Here is an 18,778-nt window from a genome sequence, read left to right on the forward strand (position 1 = left end):
CTAAGCCTTACAGCGCCGATGGTACTGCAGGGGGGACCCTGTGGGAGAGTAGGACGCCGCCGAACAATTCTTGAGAAAGCCCCCGTGCCATTCGGTACGGGGGCTTTCTGTTTTAGGGTCGAGCCATGCATTACGACCTCGTCATCTTCGACAACGACGGTGTGCTCGTCGACAGTGAGCCCATCTCCAACCGTCTTCTGGCCGCGTACCTCACCGAGTCGGGACACCCGACCACGTACGAGGAGTCCATCAGGGACTACATGGGGTCGGCGATGCACCGCATCCACGACCTCGTCCGGGAACGGACGGGGCGACGGCTGCCGGACGATTTCGACGACGTCTTTCACGCTCGTGTCTTCGCCGCGTTCGAGCGGGAGTTGAAGCCCGTGCCCGGAGCCATGGACGTCCTGGAGAAGCTGAGCGCCGACGGGGTTCCGTACTGTGTGGCGTCGTCCGGGAGCCATGAGCGGATCCGGGTGGGGCACCGTACGAGCGGGCTCGACCGATGGTTCGACGACGGCCGGATCTTCAGCTCGCAGGATGTGGGACGGGGGAAGCCGGCGCCCGACCTCTTCCTGTACGCGGCCGAGCGGATGAGGGTCGCCCCCGAGCGGTGCGTGGTCGTCGAGGACAGTCCCCTTGGTGTGCAGGCCGCGGTGGCCGCGGGCATGGACGTGTACGGGTTCACCGCGATGACGCCCGCCGCCCGGCTCGCAGAGGCCACCCAACTGTTCTCCACCATGGGTGAGCTGCCCGGCCTGCTGGTGCGGCCCCGCGCATGACGCCGGCCGGCGGACCGGCACTGACATTTGTCACGCCGAGCTCCGGACGATCGTTTCTACTGGCACTCCCCTGTATTCCGCGAAGCTGAGGGCATGACGACGAACACGGTTCCCCGGCTCCACAGCAAGAAGAACGCCTTCGCTCCGCTGATCATGGATGTGGCGGTGCCGATCGGGTCCTACTACCTGTTCAAGGACGGGCTCGGAACGAGCACTCTCACGGCTCTCGGGCTCAGCAGCGTCCTGCCCGCCGTGCGCACCGTCTGGAGCGCGGTCCGGGAGCGGACGGTCAACGCCTTCGCCACGCTCATCCTGTTCGTGAACCTCGTCGGGCTGCTGCTCAGCTTCGTCGCCGGCGATCCGCGGCTGATGCTCGCCAAGGACAGCGGCGTCAGCAGCGCCATCGGGATCGGGATCCTTGTCTCCGTCGCGCTCGGAAAGCCGATGATGACGGCCGGCATGAGGCCGTGGATCGTGAAGGGCGACGCGCAGAGGGAGGCCGCGTGGGAGCGGCTGCTGGTCGGCTCCCCGGCCTTCCGGCGGGCCGAGCGGGTCTTCTCCGTCGTGTGGGGCGTGGTGCTGCTCGGTGAGTGTGTCGTTCGGGTCGTGGGCGCGTACACGCTGCCGGTGGACACGATGGTCTGGCTGGGAAGCGTCATCATGGCCGTCGCGATGGCCCTGGGCTTCTTCGTCGGGGGTGCCCTCGCCGCCGGTCCCATGGCGCGGATGCTCGCGGCCGAGGTGCAGGCGGGCGCACGGACGTTCACCGTCGAGGCCGAGTCCGGGGAGACCCGGACGGCCGCTCCCGCGCCCGCCCTCGCCCGGTAAAGCTGAACAAAAATCAGCTTCGGCTGGATCTATCCACCGGTATCCAGGAGCCCTACGCTCGCCGCCATGACGGATGTGCTGCGGCGCGGTAGGGCCTCTTTGGCGTTCGGCTTCTTCGCCCAAGGCGCCACCTTCGCCCTGCTGGTGACGCGCATTCCGGCCATCCAGGACCGGTACGGCGTCTCCGATGCGCTGCTGCCCCTCTTCCTCGCCGCGGTCCCGGTTCTCGCGGGTGCCGGCAGCGTGACCACCGAGCAGCTCGTCAAGCGGGTCCGGCCCAGTCGGATGCTGCGCTGGTCGCAGCCCGTGGTGCTGCTGGCTCTTCTCGGTGTCGGGTCCGGGGGGCGCATGACCGGGCTGGCGGTCGCGCTGGCCGTGTTCGGACTGACGGTGGGAGCGCTCGACGCCTCCATGAACATGCTCGGGGTGAGTCTCCAGCGGGCCTACGGGCGCAGCATCATGCTCGGTTTCCATGCCGCGTACAGCCTCGGTGGGATCGTCGGCGCCTCGCTGGCCTGGGTGGGTGCGCACTGGCATCTCGCGCTGTGGGAGTCGTACCTGCCCGTCGTGGCGGTGCTGTTGCCGGCCACCCTGGTGGGGAGCCGGTGGTACGTCGACGGCGAGGTACAGGTCGCCGAGGAGGAGCGGGCCGGGGCCGGCACCGTGGTCTTCCGGCTGCTGCTGCCGCTGTGTCTGGTGATGACCTTCGCGTACATCGGGGACTCGACCGTCTCCAACTGGAGCGCCAAGTATCTGCAGGACACCCTTGGCAGCTCGGAGCAGCTGGCGACCGTTCCGTACAACGTCTACATGGTCACCACTCTGCTAGGGCGGTCGCTCGGGGACTTCGGGGTGCGGCGGTTCGGGGCCGTGGCCGTCGTACGGCTCGGCACGCTGCTGGCGGCACTCGGGTTCGCGGTGGTGGCAGGGGCGCCGGGGGCCTGGGCGGGGATGCTCGGGTTCACTCTGCTGGGCCTGGGGCTGTGCGTGCTGGTGCCGCAGACGTTCGCGGCCGCCGGGCGGTTGTTCCCCGGGGCCTCGGACGCGGCGGTCGCGCGTCTGAACATCTTCAACTACGTGGGCTTTCTCATCGGCTCGCCCCTCGTGGGCGCGCTCGGGGACGCCTGGAGCTACCGCGGCGCCATGCTGGTCCCGATGGTGTTGGTCCTGGTGACGCTGGGGTACGCCCGCTCGTTCGCGCCCGCGGACCGATACGGTGGCGGTCATGAGCGGCCGCGCACAGCTGATGTGGGACGAGGCAGTAACGGGCTATGACTTCGGCCCGGAGCATCCGATGGATCCGATCCGGCTCGCGCTGACCAGGAAACTGGTCGACGCGTTCGGGCTCGAGAAGGACATCGAGGTGGTCGGGGCGAGGCCCGCCGGCGACTCGACGCTGAGGTTGGTGCACCGGGACGACTACATCCAGGCGGTGAGGGCCGCGTCCGCGGACCCGCCGGCGGCGGACGAGTCGTACGGGCTCGGGACCATGGACGACCCCGCCTTCGCCGGGATGCACGAGGTGTCCGCCCTGATCGCCGGGCAGTCGGTCGGCGCGGCCGAGGCCGTGTGGCGCGGGGACGCCCTGCACGCCGTGAACTTCGCCGGGGGGCTGCATCACGCGATGCCGGGCGCGGCCTCCGGGTTCTGCATCTACAACGACGCCGCCCTCGCCATCGCCCGGCTGCTGGAGCTGGGCGCCGAGCGGATCGCGTACGTGGATGTGGACGTGCACCACGGGGACGGGGTGCAGGCCGCGTTCTGGGAGGACCCCCGGGTCCTCACCATCTCGCTGCACGAGCATCCGCAGACCCTCTTTCCGCAGACGGGGTGGCCGCAGGAGACGGGATCCGCGAGTGCCGAGGGCAGCGCGGTGAACGTGGCGCTGCCGGCCGGGACGGGGGACGCGGGGTGGGTGCGGGCCTTCCAGGCCGTCGTACCGGAGCTGATCGCCGACTTCCGGCCGCAGGTGCTGGTCACCCAGCATGGTGCGGACACCCATTTCGAGGACCCGCTCGCGCACCTTGCCGTGTCGCTGGACGCGCAGCGGACGGTGCAGATGGCGTGTCACGACCTGGCGCACGAGTTCGCCGGGGGCCGCTGGGTCGCGCTGGGCGGGGGCGGGTATGCGGTCGTGGAGGTCGTACCGCGCTCGTGGACGCATCTGGTGGCCGTCGCGGCGGGGCGGCCGATCGAGCCGGAGACCGTGATCCCGGAGAGCTGGCGGCAGGAAGTCTTCGCCCGGACCCGGCAGTTGGCGCCGGCGCGGATGACGGACGGACGGTGGCCGGTGGGGTATGCGGACTGGGAGTCGGGCTACGACCCGGCGGACCGGCTGGACCAGGCGGTGCTGGCGACCCGCAAGGCGGTGTACCCGCTGCGCGGCCTGCTGCCGTAGCCGGCTTTTCCCCGGGGAACGACCCGGGCCCGCACGACCGTCCCTTCAGCCCTCGCGGCGGGCCGCGCCGCGATGTGGTGAGGGGTGCTCGATTAGGCCGACTGTGGGATGTTTCCCGCATTCCGGCCATGTGGGGCGGGTGATTGGGCCAGCATCGCTTGGGTGTTGAGCACCGCAGCGCTGCGTGCGCACCTGCTGGCTGCCCGACTGGCCGGACCCGTGGCCACGTCGCGCGAGGACAGCCTGCGCAGCTATCGGCTTTTCGCCGCCCGTGACCCCCGCGTGCTCATCGGACTTGATCCCGAATGGACATGGGCGCCGCAGGACTTGATCGATTTGATGGCGGACAAGTGTGGGGTTTCGGCCGATCCTCGTCATACCTCCGGCCATGATGTGATTGACCCGGAGCGCACACTGGAGGGTCTCGACGCCTTCGCCGACCGGGTCGGCAGGGCCGCGCGGCGCGGGGAGACGGTCCTGCTCGGCACCGGCCACCCGCACCGGCTGATCGGCTTCTACGCCGCCCTCGCCCATGCCTTGTCGGCGGCGGGATGTGCCGTCCTCACACCGGCGCAGGGTCGCTGTGTCGACATAACGACCCGGTTCGGCCTACGTACGTACAACCTTGATTACGTACGAGGAGTCGCGTTCGTGCGGAAAGCGGATCACGGTGGAGCCGGTTGTGAGCCCGGCGCACACACGCACTCGCCGCTGCCGGTTCGTATCGCGCTGGCCGCCGCGGCGGAGGCCGGCGGGCCGCTGCCCGAGCTTGTGATCGGAGACCACGGCTGGGTCTGCGGGGCAGGTCAGCTGGGGTTCGAGTCGATCGGGCTGGCCGACACCGACGATCCCGCGCTCTTCGTCGGGGAGGCGGAGGGGCGCGTGTCCGTCGTCGTTCCACTTGATGACGCTGTGCGGTCTGATTACTACCGACCGCTTACTCGCTATGTACTCAATCGAGCGTGTCTGTCACAGTAGGCCTCGGATGGCATCCCCTCTTCCCCACTTGCATCACCCGCACCTAGTCTGGGGAGTGAGCACGCAACGACGAAGAGTCACCGGAAGGGGAAGCCGGTGGCCGTCGAGTGCGGAAGGTTCAGGTGTGTCATGGCTGCAGCTGGCGAGAGGCCTCTGAACGAGGTTCAGTTCCTGACCGTGGCGGAAGTCGCCTCGGTTATGCGCGTGTCGAAGATGACCGTGTACCGGCTGGTGCACAGCGGTCATCTGCCGGCGATCCGGGTGGGGAGGTCCTTCCGGGTGCCGGAGCAAGCGGTTCACGAGTACCTCCGCGAAAGTTATGTGGGGGTGGAGACGGCCTGACGACGTCCGGGCGGGGCCCTCTTGGGGCCTGCCCGGGCACCTCGATTACGACCTCAGCGCTCGGGCGGGTAGGCTAGCCCCTCGTAGGTCGTGTGGGCCCATGGCGCCCAGCACCGAGTGATGAGAAGTGAGCGAGGGTAGTCGTGGGCTCTGTTATCAAGAAGCGGCGCAAGCGGATGGCCAAGAAGAAGCACCGCAAGCTGCTCAAGCGCACTCGCGTTCAGCGTCGCAACAAGAAGTAAGGCGCGGCCCCGCAAGGGGCGCCCTTGCCTCTGTGCGCGCACGCGCGTCGTGGCCCCCCACCATCGGTGGGGGGCCCTTGTCTTTTCCGCCTGGGAGGAAAGCCGTCGTGCGTACGCCGGTGGGGCCGAATGGCTGGGTCTGGTCGTACGTCCCGGGGGTGTCGTCACTTCGTGCATCGGGTGGTTATCACAGCGCAACATCGACCGGCTAAGTTGGCCGTATACGGGGAACGCGGCAGGCTGAGCACAGAGCTACGTCCACACCTGGACGGACGGGAAGAGAGGCGCTGATCTTGGGCAAGGTCGTGCTCGTGACCGGAGTGGCCCGCCGGCTCGGCGGCCGGTTCGTACGACGGATCCAGCGTGACCCGGAGGTGGACCGGGTGATCGCCGTGGACGCGGTCCCACCCGAGCACCATCTGGGCGGAGCCGACTTCGTCCGGGCCGACATCCGCCAGCCCACCATCGCCCGCGTGCTGGCCGAACACTCCGTGGACACGGTCGTCCACATGGACGTGACGGGTGCCCCGCTCGGCAGCGGCAGCAGGGCCACGGCCAAGGAGACCAACGTCATCGGCACCATGCAGCTGCTGGGTGCCTGCCAGAAGTCCCCGACGGTGAAACGGCTCGTGGTGAAGTCCAGTACGAACGTGTACGGGTCGGCGCCCCGTGACCCGGCCGTCTTCACCGAGACGACCCCGCCCAAGTCCCTGCCGAGCGGAGGCTTCGCCAAGGACACCGTCGAGGTCGAGGGGTATGTGCGGGGTTTCGCGCGGCGCCGGCCCGACGTGGCGGTCTGCGTGCTTCGCTTCGCCAACATCCTCGGACCGAACGCCGATTCGCCCCTCGCCTCGTACTTCTCGCTGCCGGTGCTGCCCACCGTCTTCGGCTACGACCCGCGGCTCCAGTTCGTGCACGAGGACGATGTGATCGAGGTGCTGCGGATCGGCTCGCACGAGCCGCAGCGCGGCACGCTCAACAGCGGCACCTTCAACGTGGCCGGAGACGGTGTGCTGCTGCTGTCGCAGTGCGCGCGGCGCCTGGGCCGGCCCACCGTGCCCCTGCTGCTGCCCGCGGTCACCTGGTTCGGCTCGACGATGCGCACCCTGGGCATGACGGACTTCTCGCCCGAACAGATCCGGCTGCTCACCCACGGCCGTGTGGTGGCGACGGGCCAGATGCGCGAGACACTGGGATACGAGCCGAAGTACACCACCGCGGAGACGTTCGCGGACTTCGCGCGCAGCCGTGGGCCCGGACTGGTGCCGCCGGAGGCCCTCGCGGGGGCCGTGGACCGGATCGCCGCACTGCCCGCCCTGGGCGGTGGCCACCCCCCGACGCAGAGCGCCAACTGAGGAGCGCATCAACGATGGCGGACGCCAAGGTCATTCCGTTCGACGACGACCGGTCCCGCGGGGCTGCCGCGCAGCGGCCGCAGCGGCGCCGGAGCGCGGGGAGCCGACGCAAGGGCGAGCCCGCGGCGGTCCGGGAGGTGCAGCCCCTGCCCGGCAGGGAGATCCCGCAGGATGATGTGCCTGTGACACCTGAGGACGAACCGCCGGCCAGGCCCCGGGAAGGGGGCCTGGAACGGCGTGTCGCCGGCGGTCTGGCCTTTCTGCGCCGCCGGCTGACGGGCGACTACGAGGTCGACGACTTCGGCTACGACGAGGAGCTCACCGACCAGGTCCTGATGTCGCTCCTGCGGCCGGTGTACGAGAAGTACTTCCGGGTCGAGGTCAAGGGCGTCGAGAACATCCCGTCGAAGGGCGGGGCGCTGATCGTCGCCAACCACTCCGGCACGGTGCCGCTGGACGGCCTGATGATGCAGGTCGCCGTGCACGATCATCACCCGGCGGGCCGCCATCTGCGGCTTCTGGCGGCCGATCTCGTCTTCGTGCTGCCGGTGGTGAACGAGCTGGCCCGCAAACTCGGCCACACCCTCGCCTGCGCCGAGGACGCCGAACGGCTTCTCGCGCAGGGCGAGCTGGTCGGGGTGATGCCGGAGGGCTTCAAGGGCATCGGCAAGCCCTTCAGCGAGCGCTACAAGCTCCAGCGCTTCGGGCGTGGTGGTTTCGTCTCCACCGCTCTGCGTCAGGGCGCGCCGATCGTCCCGTGCTCGGTCGTCGGGGCCGAGGAGATCTACCCGATGATCGGCAACGCGAAGACCCTTGCCCGGCTGCTGGGGTTCCCGTACTTCCCGATCACGCCGACGTTCCCGTGGCTGGGGCCGCTGGGCGCGGTCCCGCTGCCGACGAAGTGGACCATCCAGTTCGGCGAGCCGATCCGGACGGACGGCTATCCGCCGGAGGCCGCCGAGGACCCGATGCTGATGTTCAACCTCACGGACCAGGTCAGGGAGCAGATCCAGCACACGCTGTACAAGCTGTTGGTGCAGCGCAGGTCGGTGTTCTTCTGACGTTGCGCGCGGTATGACGACGGGGGCGCCCCTCTTCCGGGAGCGCCCCCGTCACCGTACGGGCCCCGTGTGCCCTATTTGTTCTCTCCGCTGTCGATGCCGAGTCCCGGCAGCAGGCCCGGCAGCAGCGGTGGCAGCGTCACGTTCGGTTCCGTCGAGGGGCTCTTGCTCGACGACGGTGAGCTGCTGGCGGAGTCCTTCGGCGGGTCCAGCAGACCACCCGTACTGCCGCCGAGCAGACCGTCGCCGCCGCTTCGGGAGGCGGACGGCTCGGGCGTGCCGCTACCGGGGTGGCTGCCGCTCGCGGAGCCGCCGGGGGTGCTGGGGGCCACGCGACCCGTGCCGGCGGAGCCGGTGGGGGTCGTGCCGGATCCCTGGTGGTGACCGGAGCCGCCCGGGGACGGGGGCTGCGGCAGCAGCGACCGCAGAGGGTCGACCTCTTGGTCTATGGCGTCGAAGACCGACGAGACCTGCCGGCTGACGTCGCCGAGCTGGACGGGCAGCCGCTCGCGCAGGGTGCCCCAGGTCGCCCGGTGGGACTGGGAGAAGGCGGAGAGGGCCTGGATGGGGGCGAGGGAGCCGTTGCGCTCGTAGGCCTCGTGCAGCAGGCGGTGGCCTTCGGACGCGTCGTGCTGGACGCCGGACAGGGTGCGCCGGATCTCGCCGAGGGACTCGTGGTCGAGGTGGCCGGCGCGTCCGCGCTCCATCAGTCGGCGGGCCTCGTTCAGCCGGGTGGAGGCCTGGTCGAGGTAGAGCTGCCCGCGCTCGTTGTCCCCGTCGGCCATGCCGAGTTTGACGTCCTCGATGCCGCGTTTCAGGCCGTAGAGGGAGTCACCGGGCAGGGCGTCGGTGCTGGCGGCGGCCACTCCTCCGAAGGAGGCTGCGGCCACTCCGACGCTGAGCCCGCCCGCGGCCAGGCCCTTGGTGAGCCGCGTACGCGGGCGCAACTTCCCCAGTGGGCGTGCCCGGTGAGCGCCCCGGGCCCGGTGGCCGCGCTGCTCGGGTACGGAACGGTCCGCGGCTTCGCCTCCCGCGCCCTCCCGCAGCATGGCCTCCATCGCGGCCACCAGCCGCGCGCGCTGGACGACCTTGACCTCGGGGTCCAGCGACGGCCGGGGCAGCTCGGCGAGGCCGGTCGCGAGGGCCAACAGGCGGGCGTGCTCGCCCTGTTCCGCGGCAGCCGGGGCCGATCCGTCGGGCTGTCCGGCCGCCGTGCCCCGGTCGCCGGACTGCTCCTCCAGGGCCTGGGCGAAGGCGTTCGCCCGCCGGTGCGCCGATACGTTCGCGATCACTGGCGGCACCTCCTCTCGTCATCACGGTCGACTCCCCAGGGGGTCCTGAGGGTTGCACACCCTGGCCGCATGCACACGATCGTGTGATCCGAGGCGGTCAGGGGTGACCACAGGGAGCCTGTATCCCGCACAACGAGCGGCTCGGCACTTGGGTTACGGACGACGGATGATCGGACCACCGAGTCAACGGGGGTGCACAGACGGTGAGTTGACCGTAGCCCTGTGTGTCCGGCGGGTGCGGCGGCGCGGTCGGGAGGCGGCCCGGCGGGGGTGGGGGAGCCGGCTCGACGGGGTGGCGGGGGCCGAGGCGGTGGGGGCGAGTCGGTGGGGGACGGAGGGGGCCGGCGGCGCGGCTCGGCGGGTGGCGGGGCGGGTTTCCGGGAGCCCTGCGGCTCAGCGGGCGTCTTCGGGCAGGAGCCGGGCGAGGGTACGCACGGCCCGGTACTGGAGGGTCTTGATCGCACCCTCGTTCTTGCCCATCACACGGGCGGTCTCGGCGACGGAGAGACCCTGGAGGAAGCGGAGCGTCACGCACTCCTGCTGCTGGGGGTTGAGCCGCCGTACGGCATCGAGCAGGGCGGCGTTGGAGAGGGACTCGAGCACGGAGTCCTCGGGGGAGCGCTCGACCTCGTTGGCGTCGAGCATCTCGCCGGTGGTGACCTCGAGCCGGAAACGGCTCGACTTGAAGTGGTCGGCGACGAGGTTGCGGGCGATGGTGACGAGCCAGGCGCCGAAGTCGCGCCCCTGCCAGGTGAAGGTGCCGATCCTCCGCAGGGCGCGCAGAAAGGTCTCGCTGGTGAGGTCCTCGGCGGTCGCCTTGCCCCCCACCCGGTAGTAGATGTAGCGGTAGACGGTGTCGCTGTACTGGTCGTACAGGCGCCCGAATGCCTCGGCCTCGCCGGCCTGGGCGCGCTCCACGAGGTCCATCATGCGAGCGCTGTCACTGTCCGCAGCCGGGCGGCGTGCGGAGGTCGCCGGACCGGAACGGCCCCGTCTGCCGCCGACCGCGGCGCTGCCGTCGGCCAGTGCGTAGCACGGGCCGACGGGTGTGGCGGCGGTGGCGAAGGCGGGAACGGCGTACGCGGTGGGGACGAAGCCGCGCAACAGGTCGTGGACCGTTGCGCGCAGCGTAGCCAGGCCCGAGGCGTCAACCCCGACGTGTGGGTACACGGGACTCCCAGAGGCAGAGCTTCCATCACGTGCAGTACGGGACCGTTCACCCGTCGTAGCGACGGAGGGGTACCGGTTTGCGTCTGAGGAGAATAACGCTTAGTACAGGCAGCGCTACACCCAGTTGCTCAAATCATCGATTACGTCGCTTCTGTAACCGATTGACGGTCGCTCAAGTGCCGTACCGCGACCGTTTGTTGACCGAAGGAGTTCGATTTCCGTCTGGGTGCGGGGCGTGTTGTGGCCGGGTGCGTGTGAGGGGAGTGGTGGGGAGGGGTGTGGGGTAGAACACGGCGAATGCGGGTGTGTCCCGGTGCCGGATCGTTCCGGCGGTCCCCGCGGCCGAGGTGAAGACCGCCCACCGACGGCCGGACGTCACGCTCCGTGACGTCCGGCCGTCGGGTGGTTCGGCGGTGATGGTTCGGCGGTTTCGCCGGGGTCAGCGGCGGCGGCGGTGCAGGGCGATGGCCGCTGCCGTGCCACCTGCCACCGCGCCCACGCCGGCCGCTGCCGGCAGGCCGACCTTGGCGGCCTTGCGGGCGGTGCGGTAGTCGCGCAGACGCCAGTCCTGGGCGCGGGCGTGCTTGCGCAGCTTGGTGTCCGGGTTGATCGCGTAGGGGTGGCCCACCAGCGACAGCATCGGGATGTCGTTGTGGGAGTCGCTGTACGCCGCGCAGCGGAACAGGTCCAGGCCCTCCGCCACGGCCAGCGCGCGCACCGCCTCCGCCTTGGCCGGGCCATGCAGGGGCTCGCCCACCAGGCGGCCCGTGTACACGCCGTCCACGGACTCGGCCACCGTGCCCAGCGCCCCGGTCAGGCCCAGCCTGCGGGCGATCACCGTGGCGATCTCCACCGGGGCCGCCGTGACCAGCCACACCTTCTGGCCCGCGTCCAGGTGCGCCTGGGCCAGCGCCCGCGTACCCGGCCAGATCCGCTCGGCCATGTACTCGTCGTAGATCTCCTCGCCGATCGACATCAGCTCGGAGACACGGTGGCCCTTCACGATCGACAGCGCCGAGTCGCGGGCGTCCTGCATGTGCTCGGGGTCCTCCACCCCGGCCAGCCGGAACCACGCCTGCTGCCAGGCGAACTTCGCCAGGTCTCGCGTCTCGAAGAACTTCCGCTTGTACAGGCCCCGGCCGAAGTGGAACAGCGCGGCGCCCTGCATCACGGTGTTGTCCAGGTCGAAGAACGCCGCGGCCTTCTCATCCCCGAGGACCGGGAATTCCGGTTCCTGGGCGGAGACGTCCTGGGCGACGGCGTCCTGCGAGGATTTGCGGGCTGCCTCCGCCGAGGCCTCGCCTGCCAAAACGCTCCGCGCCGTGGCGGAGCGCCTACGGGGAGTGAGCCATCCGAGAGCGGCCATGACGCGAGCATAGCCAGTTTGTTCGGTGGTTCCGGAGTCGAGAGGTTGGAAGGCCGTGAACTCTCCGCGACCGCGCCGTTAAAGGAGTTGTCCCACCGGCGTGGCGGCGGGGCGGTGACCGGCGGTCACACGGTAGGTCCGCGGGACCCGCACCGGGCGTTTGCGGGGTGAGAATGGCCGACATGAGTCCCATCTTTCGGCGGAACCACACCCAGGGTCGCGACCCCCGGAACCGTCTCGTCACCCTCGTCCGGAAGCCCGGCTGCCATCTGTGTGACGACGCGCAGGCCGTCATCGAGAAGGTCTGCGGTGAGTTGGGGGTGCCCTGGGAGCAGAAGGACATCACCGAGGACGAGGAGCTGCACCGCCGTTACTGGGAGCAGATTCCGGTGGTGCTGGTCGACGGCGCCCAGCACACGTTCTGGCGGGTGAACGAGGAGCGCCTGCGCAAGGCCCTCACCCACGACTGACTGATCAGTCCAAATAACCCGGAGTGTCACATAGGATCGTCGGCGATTGGTCTCGGGGGCGTGGATTGTCGAGGAGAGTGGGCGACTTTGCCCCCAGGAGAAAAGGAACGGCCGTCTCCGTGCGCCGGTTCCCTTCCGGCGCGCCGGAGGCGCGTGACGCCGGTCACGTTGGCCGGGCAAATCGGACACAATCTTTGTGCACGCGTTCACAAAGACATAGCCTGCATTCGACGGGGCGGTCTGGGGACGTGTGACCGCCTACAGCCCCGCTCTACCCGCAGGAGCACCGTGGCAACTGGCCGAACTCACCGACCGGCGACCCGCAGCCGAGGGATTCCCGAGGCCACCGTCGCCCGGCTTCCGCTGTACCTCCGAGCTCTGACCGCGCTGTCGGAGCGCTCGGTACCCACGGTCTCCTCCGAGGAGCTGGCCGCCGCCGCGGGGGTCAACTCCGCGAAGCTGCGCAAGGACTTCTCCTACCTCGGTTCCTACGGGACCCGTGGCGTGGGCTACGACGTCGAGTATCTCGTGTACCAGATCTCCCGTGAGCTGGGTCTGACCCAGGACTGGCCGGTTGTGATCGTCGGTATCGGTAACCTCGGCGCGGCGCTGGCCAACTACGGCGGGTTCGCGTCCCGTGGCTTCCGGGTCGCCGCGCTCATCGACGCCGACCCGGCGATGGCCGGGAAGCCCGTCGCAGGCATCCCCGTCCAGCACACCGACGACCTGGAGAAGATCATCCAGGACAACGGGGTCTCCATCGGTGTCATCGCCACCCCGGCGGGCGCCGCCCAGCAGGTCTGCGACCGGCTCGTGGGCGCGGGCGTGACCTCCATCCTGAACTTCGCGCCGACCGTGCTGTCCGTCCCGGACGGCGTCGACGTGCGCAAAGTGGACCTTTCCATCGAGCTCCAGATCCTCGCCTTCCACGAGCAGCGCAAGGCCGGCGAGGAAGCCATGGAGTCCATGGCCGAGGGCCTGCCGGCCGCGGCCACGGCCAAGGGGTCCGCCGACCAGGGGCCTGACGGGGACGTCCCCGCCGTGATGCCGGCATGAGTCTCCTCGTCGTCGGACTGAGCCACCGCAGTGCTCCGGTCAGCGTGCTGGAGCGGGCCGCGCTGGCCATGGACGCCCAGGCCAAGCTGCTCCAGGACACGGTGGCCGCCGAGCCGGCCGCCGAGGCCGCGGTGCTCGCCACCTGCAACCGCATCGAGCTGTACGCCGACGTGGACAAGTTCCACGCGGGAGTCGCCGAGCTGTCCACCCTCCTCGCCCAGCACAGCGGGCTCGGCCTGGACGAGCTGACCCCCTACCTCTATGTGCACTACGAGGACCGGGCCGTCCACCATCTGTTCTCGGTGGCCTGCGGTCTGGACTCGATGGTCGTCGGCGAGGGCCAGATCCTCGGCCAGATCAAGGAGTCCCTGGCCACCTCACAGGAACTGCACACGGCCGGACGGCTGCTGAACGACCTGTTCCAGCAGTCGCTGCGGGTCGGCAAGCGCGCCCACTCCGAGACGGGCATCGACCGTGCCGGGCAGTCGCTGGTGACCTTCGGCCTGGAGCAGCTGGCGGCCGGTACGCCGGTCGGGACGTGGGCCGCGGGCAAGCGTGCCCTGGTGATCGGCGCCGGGTCCATGTCCTCGCTGGCCGCGGCGACCCTCGCGCGCGCCGGGGTCGCCGAGGTCGTGATCGCCAACCGGACCCTGGAGCGCGCCGAGCGCCTCGCGCAGATCCTGACGGAGGCGGACGACACGGACGTGGCGGCCCGTGCGGTACCGATGGAGTCGGTTCCGGACGAGCTGACACGTGCCGACGTCGCGGTGTCCTGTACCGGTGCGACCGGCCTGGTGCTGACGGCCGAGGCGGTCGCGCGGGCCCTGGAGGGACGCGTGGAGGGGCCCCTGGCTCCGCCGCTGCCCAGGCCCGCGGGCTCCGGACCCCGACGCACCGGCGACGCGGACTCCCGCCGTACGGGTGGCGCGGATTCCCCTCGTACGAGTGCTCCGGCCGCCGCAGGCGCCGACGGTCCGGTGCCCGCCGGCCGTGACGGTCTGGCGCCCACCGGCCCCGGCGCCGACGACGGCTGCCCGCTGGACCTGTCGGCCGTGCAGGCCACGGCCGGCTTCTCGGTGCTGGGCGAGGCGGCCGTCGCCGGGATGGGGGCCGCCGAGCTGGAGAAGCACGCGGCGTGGGTGGACAAGGGCGCCGAGGAGCGCACCGCCCGCCCGGCCGGCGGCGTCGTACTGGACCCCGAGGCCGAGACCGAGGTCATCACGGCGCTCGCCGCGACCGTGGCCACCGTCGGCCGTGTCCCCGAGCGCCGCCGCCCCGAGGCGGTCGTGCCGGCCCCGCGCCCGGAGCCCGTGCTGTGGCTCCTCGACCTGGCGATGCCGAGGGACGTCGACGCCGCCGTGCACCGGCTGCCCGGCGTGCGGCTCGTCGACATCGAGTCCCTCGCCGAGGCGTCCGCGGACGCGCCGATGGCGGCCGACGTCGAGCAGGTGCGCGCAATCGTCTCCAACGAGGTCGCCGCGTTCGGTGCCGCCCAGCGCGCCGCGCACATCACGCCGACCGTGGTCGCGCTGCGCTCCATGGCCGCCGACGTGGTCGCGGGCGAGATCGCGCGCCTGGAAGGACGGCTGCCGGGCCTGGACGACAAGCACCGCGCGGAGATCACGCAGACCGTGCGGCGCGTCGTCGACAAGCTGCTGCACGCGCCGACCGTGCGGGTCAAGCAGCTGGCCGCCGAGCCCGGCGGCACCGGGTACGCGGACGCGCTGCGCACCCTGTTCGACCTGGACCCCGAGACGGTCGCCTCCGTCTCCCGGGCCGACGAGGCCGACAGCGCCGAGCGCGCCGAGCGCTTCCTGAACCCTGAGAACACCGAGAACGCCGAGAACCGAGGGCGAGCATGAGTGAGCCACGTGAACCGAAGGGGCGCGCCCCCCGACAAGAAGGGGCACTGAGGCTCGCGACCAGGCGCAGCAAGCTGGCCACGGCCCAGTCCGGGCTGGTCGCGGACGCCGTGCGGCGCGTGACGGGACGGCCCGTGGAGCTCGTGGAGATCACGACGTACGGCGACGTCTCGCGCGAGCACCTCGCCCAGATCGGCGGCACCGGTGTGTTCGTGACGGCGCTGCGCGACGCGCTGCTGCGCGGCGAGGTCGACTTCGCGGTGCACTCGCTGAAGGACCTGCCGACCACGCAGCCCGAGGAGCTGGTGCTGGCCGCCGTGCCCGAGCGTGAGGACCCGCGGGACGTGATCGTGGCGCGGGACGCCCTGAAGTTCGCCGACCTGCCCCGCGGGGCCCGGATCGGCACCGGTGCGCCGCGCCGCATGGCGCAGCTGAACGCGTACGCGCGCAGCCACGGCCTCGACATCGAGACGGTCCCGATCCGCGGCAACGTCGACACCCGGATCGGATACGTCCGGGACGGCCGGCTGGACGCCGTGGTCCTCGCGGCGGCCGGACTGAACCGGATCGGCCGGATCGACGAAGTGACCGACTTCCTGTCGGTCGACACCGTTTTGCCCGCCCCCGGCCAGGGGGCCCTCGCGATCGAGTGTGCCGCGGACAACGCTGCTCTCATCGCCGCGCTCGCCGAGCTCGACGACCCGTTCACCCGGGCCGCCGTGACCGCCGAGCGGTCCCTGCTCGCCGCCCTGGAGGCCGGTTGCAGTGCCCCTGTGGGCGCGCTGGCCGACCTTCCCCCACTCTCGGCTCCGCTCGAGCGGGGGGACCCCCAGGCCGACGGGCAGACTGTCAAGGAGATGCGCCTGCGCGGCGTCGTCGGCACGGCCGACGGCCACACGCTGGTGCAGCTGTCGACCACCGGTCCCGTGCCCGAGACGCACGACCAGGCAATGGCGCTCGGTCGCGAACTCGCAGCCGAGATGCTTGCCAAGGGCGCGGCCGGTCTGATGGGGGAGCGAGCACATTGAGCCCCACCACCCTTCCCGCCGGCCTTGACCACGGGCACGTCACCTTCCTGGGTGCCGGACCCGGGGATCCGGGACTTCTCACACTGCGCGCCGTGGAGGCGCTGGCGAACGCGGACGTCCTCGTCGGTGAGCACGAGGTGCTCGACGTGGTGCGGACGCATGCCAGAGCGGGCGTCGCCGTCCTGAACACGGGCCCGGACCCCTCCGCGGGTACGCAGCCGGGCACGGGCACGCCGCAACTAGCGGTCGTTGACGCCGCGTCAACAGCCGCTGGTGTCCCTGCGTTGAGGGATGCTGCACATCTTGTCATGGAGGCTGCGCGGGGCGGCAAGCGGGTCGTCCGTGCGGTGACCGGGGATCCCGGCCTGGACGCGTACGCGGCCGAGGAGATGCTGGCGTGCGCCGCCGCGGGCGTTCCGTTCGAGGTCGTGCCCGGTATCGCGACCGCCGTGGGCGTGCCCGCGTACGCGGGTGTGCCGCTGCGGGACGCGCAGGGCGCGGACGTACGGTTCGTGGACGCGCGGACCGCCTCGGACCGCTGCTGGACCGAGGTCGGCGCGTCCGACGGCACGGTCGTGGTCTCCACGACACTGGACTCGGTGGCGGCGGCAGCCGGGGAGCTGGTGGCCGCTGGCCGCAAGCCGGACACCCCGTTGACGGTGACCGTCGCCGGTACGACGACGCGGCAGCGCACCTGGACCGCGACCCTCGGCTCCATCGCGCAGACGCTGAAGCAGGCGAAGGTCCTGCCGTCGCCCGAGGGCGGGCGGCCGGTCATAGCCGTGGTCGGTGAGCGTTCCGCCGCCGCGCAGCGCGACCAGCTGTCGTGGTTCGAGTCCAAGCCGCTGTTCGGCTGGAAGGTGCTCGTGCCGCGGACGAAGGAGCAGGCGGCGTCGCTCTCCGACCAGCTGCGCTCGTACGGGGCCGTGCCGCACGAGGTGCCGACGATCGCCGTCGAGCCGCCGCGCACGCCCCAGCAGATGGAGCGGGCGGTCAAGGGCCTGGTGACGGGCCGTTACGAGTGGATCGCGTTCACGTCGGTCAACGCGGTGAAGGCGGTCCGGGAGAAGTTCGAGGAGTACGGCCTCGACGCGCGGGCCTTCGCCGGCATCAAGGTGGCCGCGGTCGGCGAGCAGACGGCGAAGGCGCTGGTCGCCTTCGGTGTGAAGCCCGACCTGGTGCCGAGCGGGGAGCAGTCCGCCGCCGGCCTCCTGGAGGACTGGCCCCCGTACGACCCGGTCTTCGACCCGATCGACCGGGTGTTCCTCCCGCGTGCCGACATCGCCACGGAGACCCTGGTCGCGGGTCTGATCGAGCTGGGGTGGGAGGTCGACGACGTCACGGCGTACCGGACGGTCCGCGCCTCGCCGCCGCCGGCCGAGACCCGTGAGGCGATCAAGGGCGGCGGCTTCGACGCGGTCCTGTTCACGTCGTCCTCGACGGTCCGGAACCTGGTGGGCATCGCGGGCAAGCCGCACAACGTGACGGTGATCGCCTGTATCGGCCCCGCCACCGCGAAGACGGCGGAGGAGCACGGTCTGCGGGTCGACGTGATGGCTCCGGAGCCGTCCGTGCACAAGCTGGCCGAGGCGCTGGCGGACTTCGGGATGAAGCGGCGAGCCGCGGCGCTGGCGGCCGGGGATCCGGTGACGCGGCCCAGCGAGCGACGGCCGGGAGCGCGGAGACGGCGTACGACGACCTGAGCACCGTGGGGTGGCTGTCCCTGGGGCCGCCACCCCCGACCGCCTTCCGGTGTCCGGCTCAGGATTCGAGCCCGGTCATGTGTGACCGCCCGGTGCGTCCTCCGTACCAACGCTGTCACGGAGTTCCCCAACTCCCGTCCGTGGACGGGTGTTTCATGCCTCTTCGCCGCAATGGGGCGGATGGCGAAGTGCGTTACAGTCCCCCAGCCGTGTCAGCGGCGCTGCACATCAACGGGAGACTCATGAAACAGCATCGGCACATCATGGCCCGCGCGGCCACAGCCGTCACCGCCACGGGACTCGCACTGGCTCTGGGCGCGGGAAGCGCATCCGCCGACGGCAACTACGTCGGTACGTTCGACAAGAACGGCAAGCACGTCGCGACCGTGGTGTTCGAGCCCCGGAACTCCTCCGGCGGCACGCAGTACACCGACGTGATCGACTCTGCTGCGGACGGGCACGCGATCCGCGCGGTGACCTATGACGCGACCACGGGCAAGAAGCGGAACACCTGCCAGACCAGTTCCGTCAAGGACTGCGGAATCTCACCCCGGATTCCCAAGCACCACAAGGTCCGCATCAAGGTGTACTGGGTCAAGGGGCGCACGGCGACCTACCTCGGCACGGTGAAGACCGCCAAGGGCGACCTTCCGGTGGTCTGACGCGGGGCCCGGGCCTGGAATCGGCCCGCCGCCGTCGTACGACCCCGATCGCAGGCCGGAGTGCGGCCCGGGGTCTCGGGCCCCGGGCCGCACTCGCGGCGGAGCATCGGATCAGACGGTGATGACGACCTTGGCCCTGGCGTGCTCTTATCGCCACGTACCGGATCGCCTCGGGGACCTCGC

At 70.8% G+C, this 18,778-nt stretch carries 18 protein-coding genes; 15 read left to right on the forward strand and 3 right to left on the reverse strand.

What is annotated here, in order from left to right; translation table 11 throughout:
- Nucleotides 1-125 precede the first annotated feature (125 nt).
- From ABZ876_RS38060 to ABZ876_RS38100, 9 genes are all read left to right on the forward strand, one after another.
- Nucleotides 126-782: an HAD family hydrolase gene (locus tag ABZ876_RS38060; protein ID WP_361790658.1), complete on the forward strand. Its 657-nt coding sequence runs from the start codon at nucleotides 126-128 to the stop codon at nucleotides 780-782.
- 93 nt (nucleotides 783-875) lie between these two features.
- Nucleotides 876-1,610: a VC0807 family protein gene (locus ABZ876_RS38065; RefSeq protein ID WP_361790661.1), complete on the forward strand. Its 735-nt coding sequence runs from the start codon at nucleotides 876-878 to the stop codon at nucleotides 1,608-1,610.
- 66 nt (nucleotides 1,611-1,676) lie between these two features.
- Nucleotides 1,677-2,885 carry an MFS transporter gene (locus ABZ876_RS38070; RefSeq protein WP_361790664.1) on the forward strand — a complete coding sequence of 403 codons (1,209 nt, stop codon included), beginning with the start codon at nucleotides 1,677-1,679 and terminating at the stop codon, nucleotides 2,883-2,885.
- The gene (locus tag ABZ876_RS38075) at nucleotides 2,836-4,008 is read left to right on the forward strand and encodes an acetoin utilization protein AcuC (RefSeq protein ID WP_361790667.1); all 1,173 of its coding nucleotides are present in this window, start codon (nucleotides 2,836-2,838) and stop codon (nucleotides 4,006-4,008) included. The genes ABZ876_RS38070 and ABZ876_RS38075 overlap by 50 nt, the downstream gene beginning before the upstream one ends.
- A 162-nt stretch (nucleotides 4,009-4,170) precedes the next feature.
- Nucleotides 4,171-4,986: a phosphatase gene (locus ABZ876_RS38080; protein ID WP_361790670.1), complete on the forward strand. Its 816-nt coding sequence runs from the start codon at nucleotides 4,171-4,173 to the stop codon at nucleotides 4,984-4,986.
- A 129-nt stretch (nucleotides 4,987-5,115) separates the two neighbouring features.
- On the forward strand, nucleotides 5,116-5,328 hold the full coding sequence (locus tag ABZ876_RS38085; RefSeq protein WP_004984898.1) for a helix-turn-helix domain-containing protein: 213 nt from the start codon (nucleotides 5,116-5,118) through the stop codon (nucleotides 5,326-5,328).
- Nucleotides 5,329-5,471: 143 nt separating this feature from the next.
- Nucleotides 5,472-5,570 carry an AURKAIP1/COX24 domain-containing protein gene (locus ABZ876_RS38090; RefSeq protein WP_003948845.1) on the forward strand — a complete coding sequence of 33 codons (99 nt, stop codon included), beginning with the start codon at nucleotides 5,472-5,474 and terminating at the stop codon, nucleotides 5,568-5,570.
- 293 nt (nucleotides 5,571-5,863) lie between these two features.
- Nucleotides 5,864-6,925: an NAD-dependent epimerase/dehydratase family protein gene (locus ABZ876_RS38095; RefSeq protein ID WP_361790672.1), complete on the forward strand. Its 1,062-nt coding sequence runs from the start codon at nucleotides 5,864-5,866 to the stop codon at nucleotides 6,923-6,925.
- A 14-nt stretch (nucleotides 6,926-6,939) separates the two neighbouring features.
- Nucleotides 6,940-7,986 carry a lysophospholipid acyltransferase family protein gene (locus ABZ876_RS38100; RefSeq protein WP_361790675.1) on the forward strand — a complete coding sequence of 349 codons (1,047 nt, stop codon included), beginning with the start codon at nucleotides 6,940-6,942 and terminating at the stop codon, nucleotides 7,984-7,986.
- Nucleotides 7,987-8,060: 74 nt separating this feature from the next.
- Here the strand turns inward: ABZ876_RS38100 and ABZ876_RS38105 are convergent, their stop codons facing one another.
- The 3 genes from ABZ876_RS38105 to ABZ876_RS38115 form a co-directional block, all read right to left on the reverse strand.
- A complete protein-coding gene (locus ABZ876_RS38105) occupies nucleotides 8,061-9,278 on the reverse strand; it encodes a DUF5667 domain-containing protein (protein ID WP_361790678.1) in 1,218 nt (405 codons plus the stop codon).
- Between the two features lie 393 nt (nucleotides 9,279-9,671).
- Nucleotides 9,672-10,448: an ECF subfamily RNA polymerase sigma factor, BldN family gene (locus ABZ876_RS38110; protein WP_361790680.1), complete on the reverse strand. Its 777-nt coding sequence runs from the start codon at nucleotides 10,446-10,448 to the stop codon at nucleotides 9,672-9,674.
- A 439-nt stretch (nucleotides 10,449-10,887) separates the two neighbouring features.
- Entirely contained in the window at nucleotides 10,888-11,814 is a 927-nt protein-coding gene (locus ABZ876_RS38115) for an HAD-IB family hydrolase (RefSeq protein WP_361790683.1), read from the reverse strand.
- A 173-nt stretch (nucleotides 11,815-11,987) separates the two neighbouring features.
- Between ABZ876_RS38115 and ABZ876_RS38120 the strand changes: the two genes are divergently transcribed.
- The 6 genes from ABZ876_RS38120 (at nucleotide 11,988) to ABZ876_RS38145 (ending at nucleotide 18,595) form a co-directional block, all read left to right on the forward strand.
- Entirely contained in the window at nucleotides 11,988-12,284 is a 297-nt protein-coding gene (locus ABZ876_RS38120; protein ID WP_361790686.1) for a glutaredoxin family protein, read from the forward strand.
- Nucleotides 12,285-12,572: 288 nt separating this feature from the next.
- Nucleotides 12,573-13,340, forward strand: coding sequence for a redox-sensing transcriptional repressor Rex (locus ABZ876_RS38125; RefSeq protein WP_361790689.1), 768 nt, complete (start codon nucleotides 12,573-12,575; stop codon nucleotides 13,338-13,340).
- Nucleotides 13,337-15,202: a glutamyl-tRNA reductase gene (locus tag ABZ876_RS38130; RefSeq protein WP_361790692.1), complete on the forward strand. Its 1,866-nt coding sequence runs from the start codon at nucleotides 13,337-13,339 to the stop codon at nucleotides 15,200-15,202. Before ABZ876_RS38125 ends, ABZ876_RS38130 begins: the two co-directional genes overlap by 4 nt.
- A complete protein-coding gene (gene hemC, locus ABZ876_RS38135; RefSeq protein ID WP_361790695.1) occupies nucleotides 15,199-16,230 on the forward strand; it encodes a hydroxymethylbilane synthase in 1,032 nt (343 codons plus the stop codon). Before ABZ876_RS38130 ends, hemC begins: the two co-directional genes overlap by 4 nt.
- Nucleotides 16,227-17,933, forward strand: coding sequence for a uroporphyrinogen-III synthase (locus ABZ876_RS38140; RefSeq protein ID WP_361790698.1), 1,707 nt, complete (start codon nucleotides 16,227-16,229; stop codon nucleotides 17,931-17,933). The genes hemC and ABZ876_RS38140 overlap by 4 nt, the downstream gene beginning before the upstream one ends.
- A 242-nt stretch (nucleotides 17,934-18,175) precedes the next feature.
- Nucleotides 18,176-18,595 (forward strand): hypothetical protein, encoded by a 420-nt coding sequence (locus tag ABZ876_RS38145; protein WP_361790701.1) that lies wholly within the window; start codon nucleotides 18,176-18,178, stop codon nucleotides 18,593-18,595.
- The last annotated feature ends 183 nt before the right edge of the window (nucleotides 18,596-18,778 follow it).

The organism is Streptomyces sp. NPDC046931, assembly GCF_040644655.1.
Classification (GTDB): domain Bacteria; phylum Actinomycetota; class Actinomycetes; order Streptomycetales; family Streptomycetaceae; genus Streptomyces.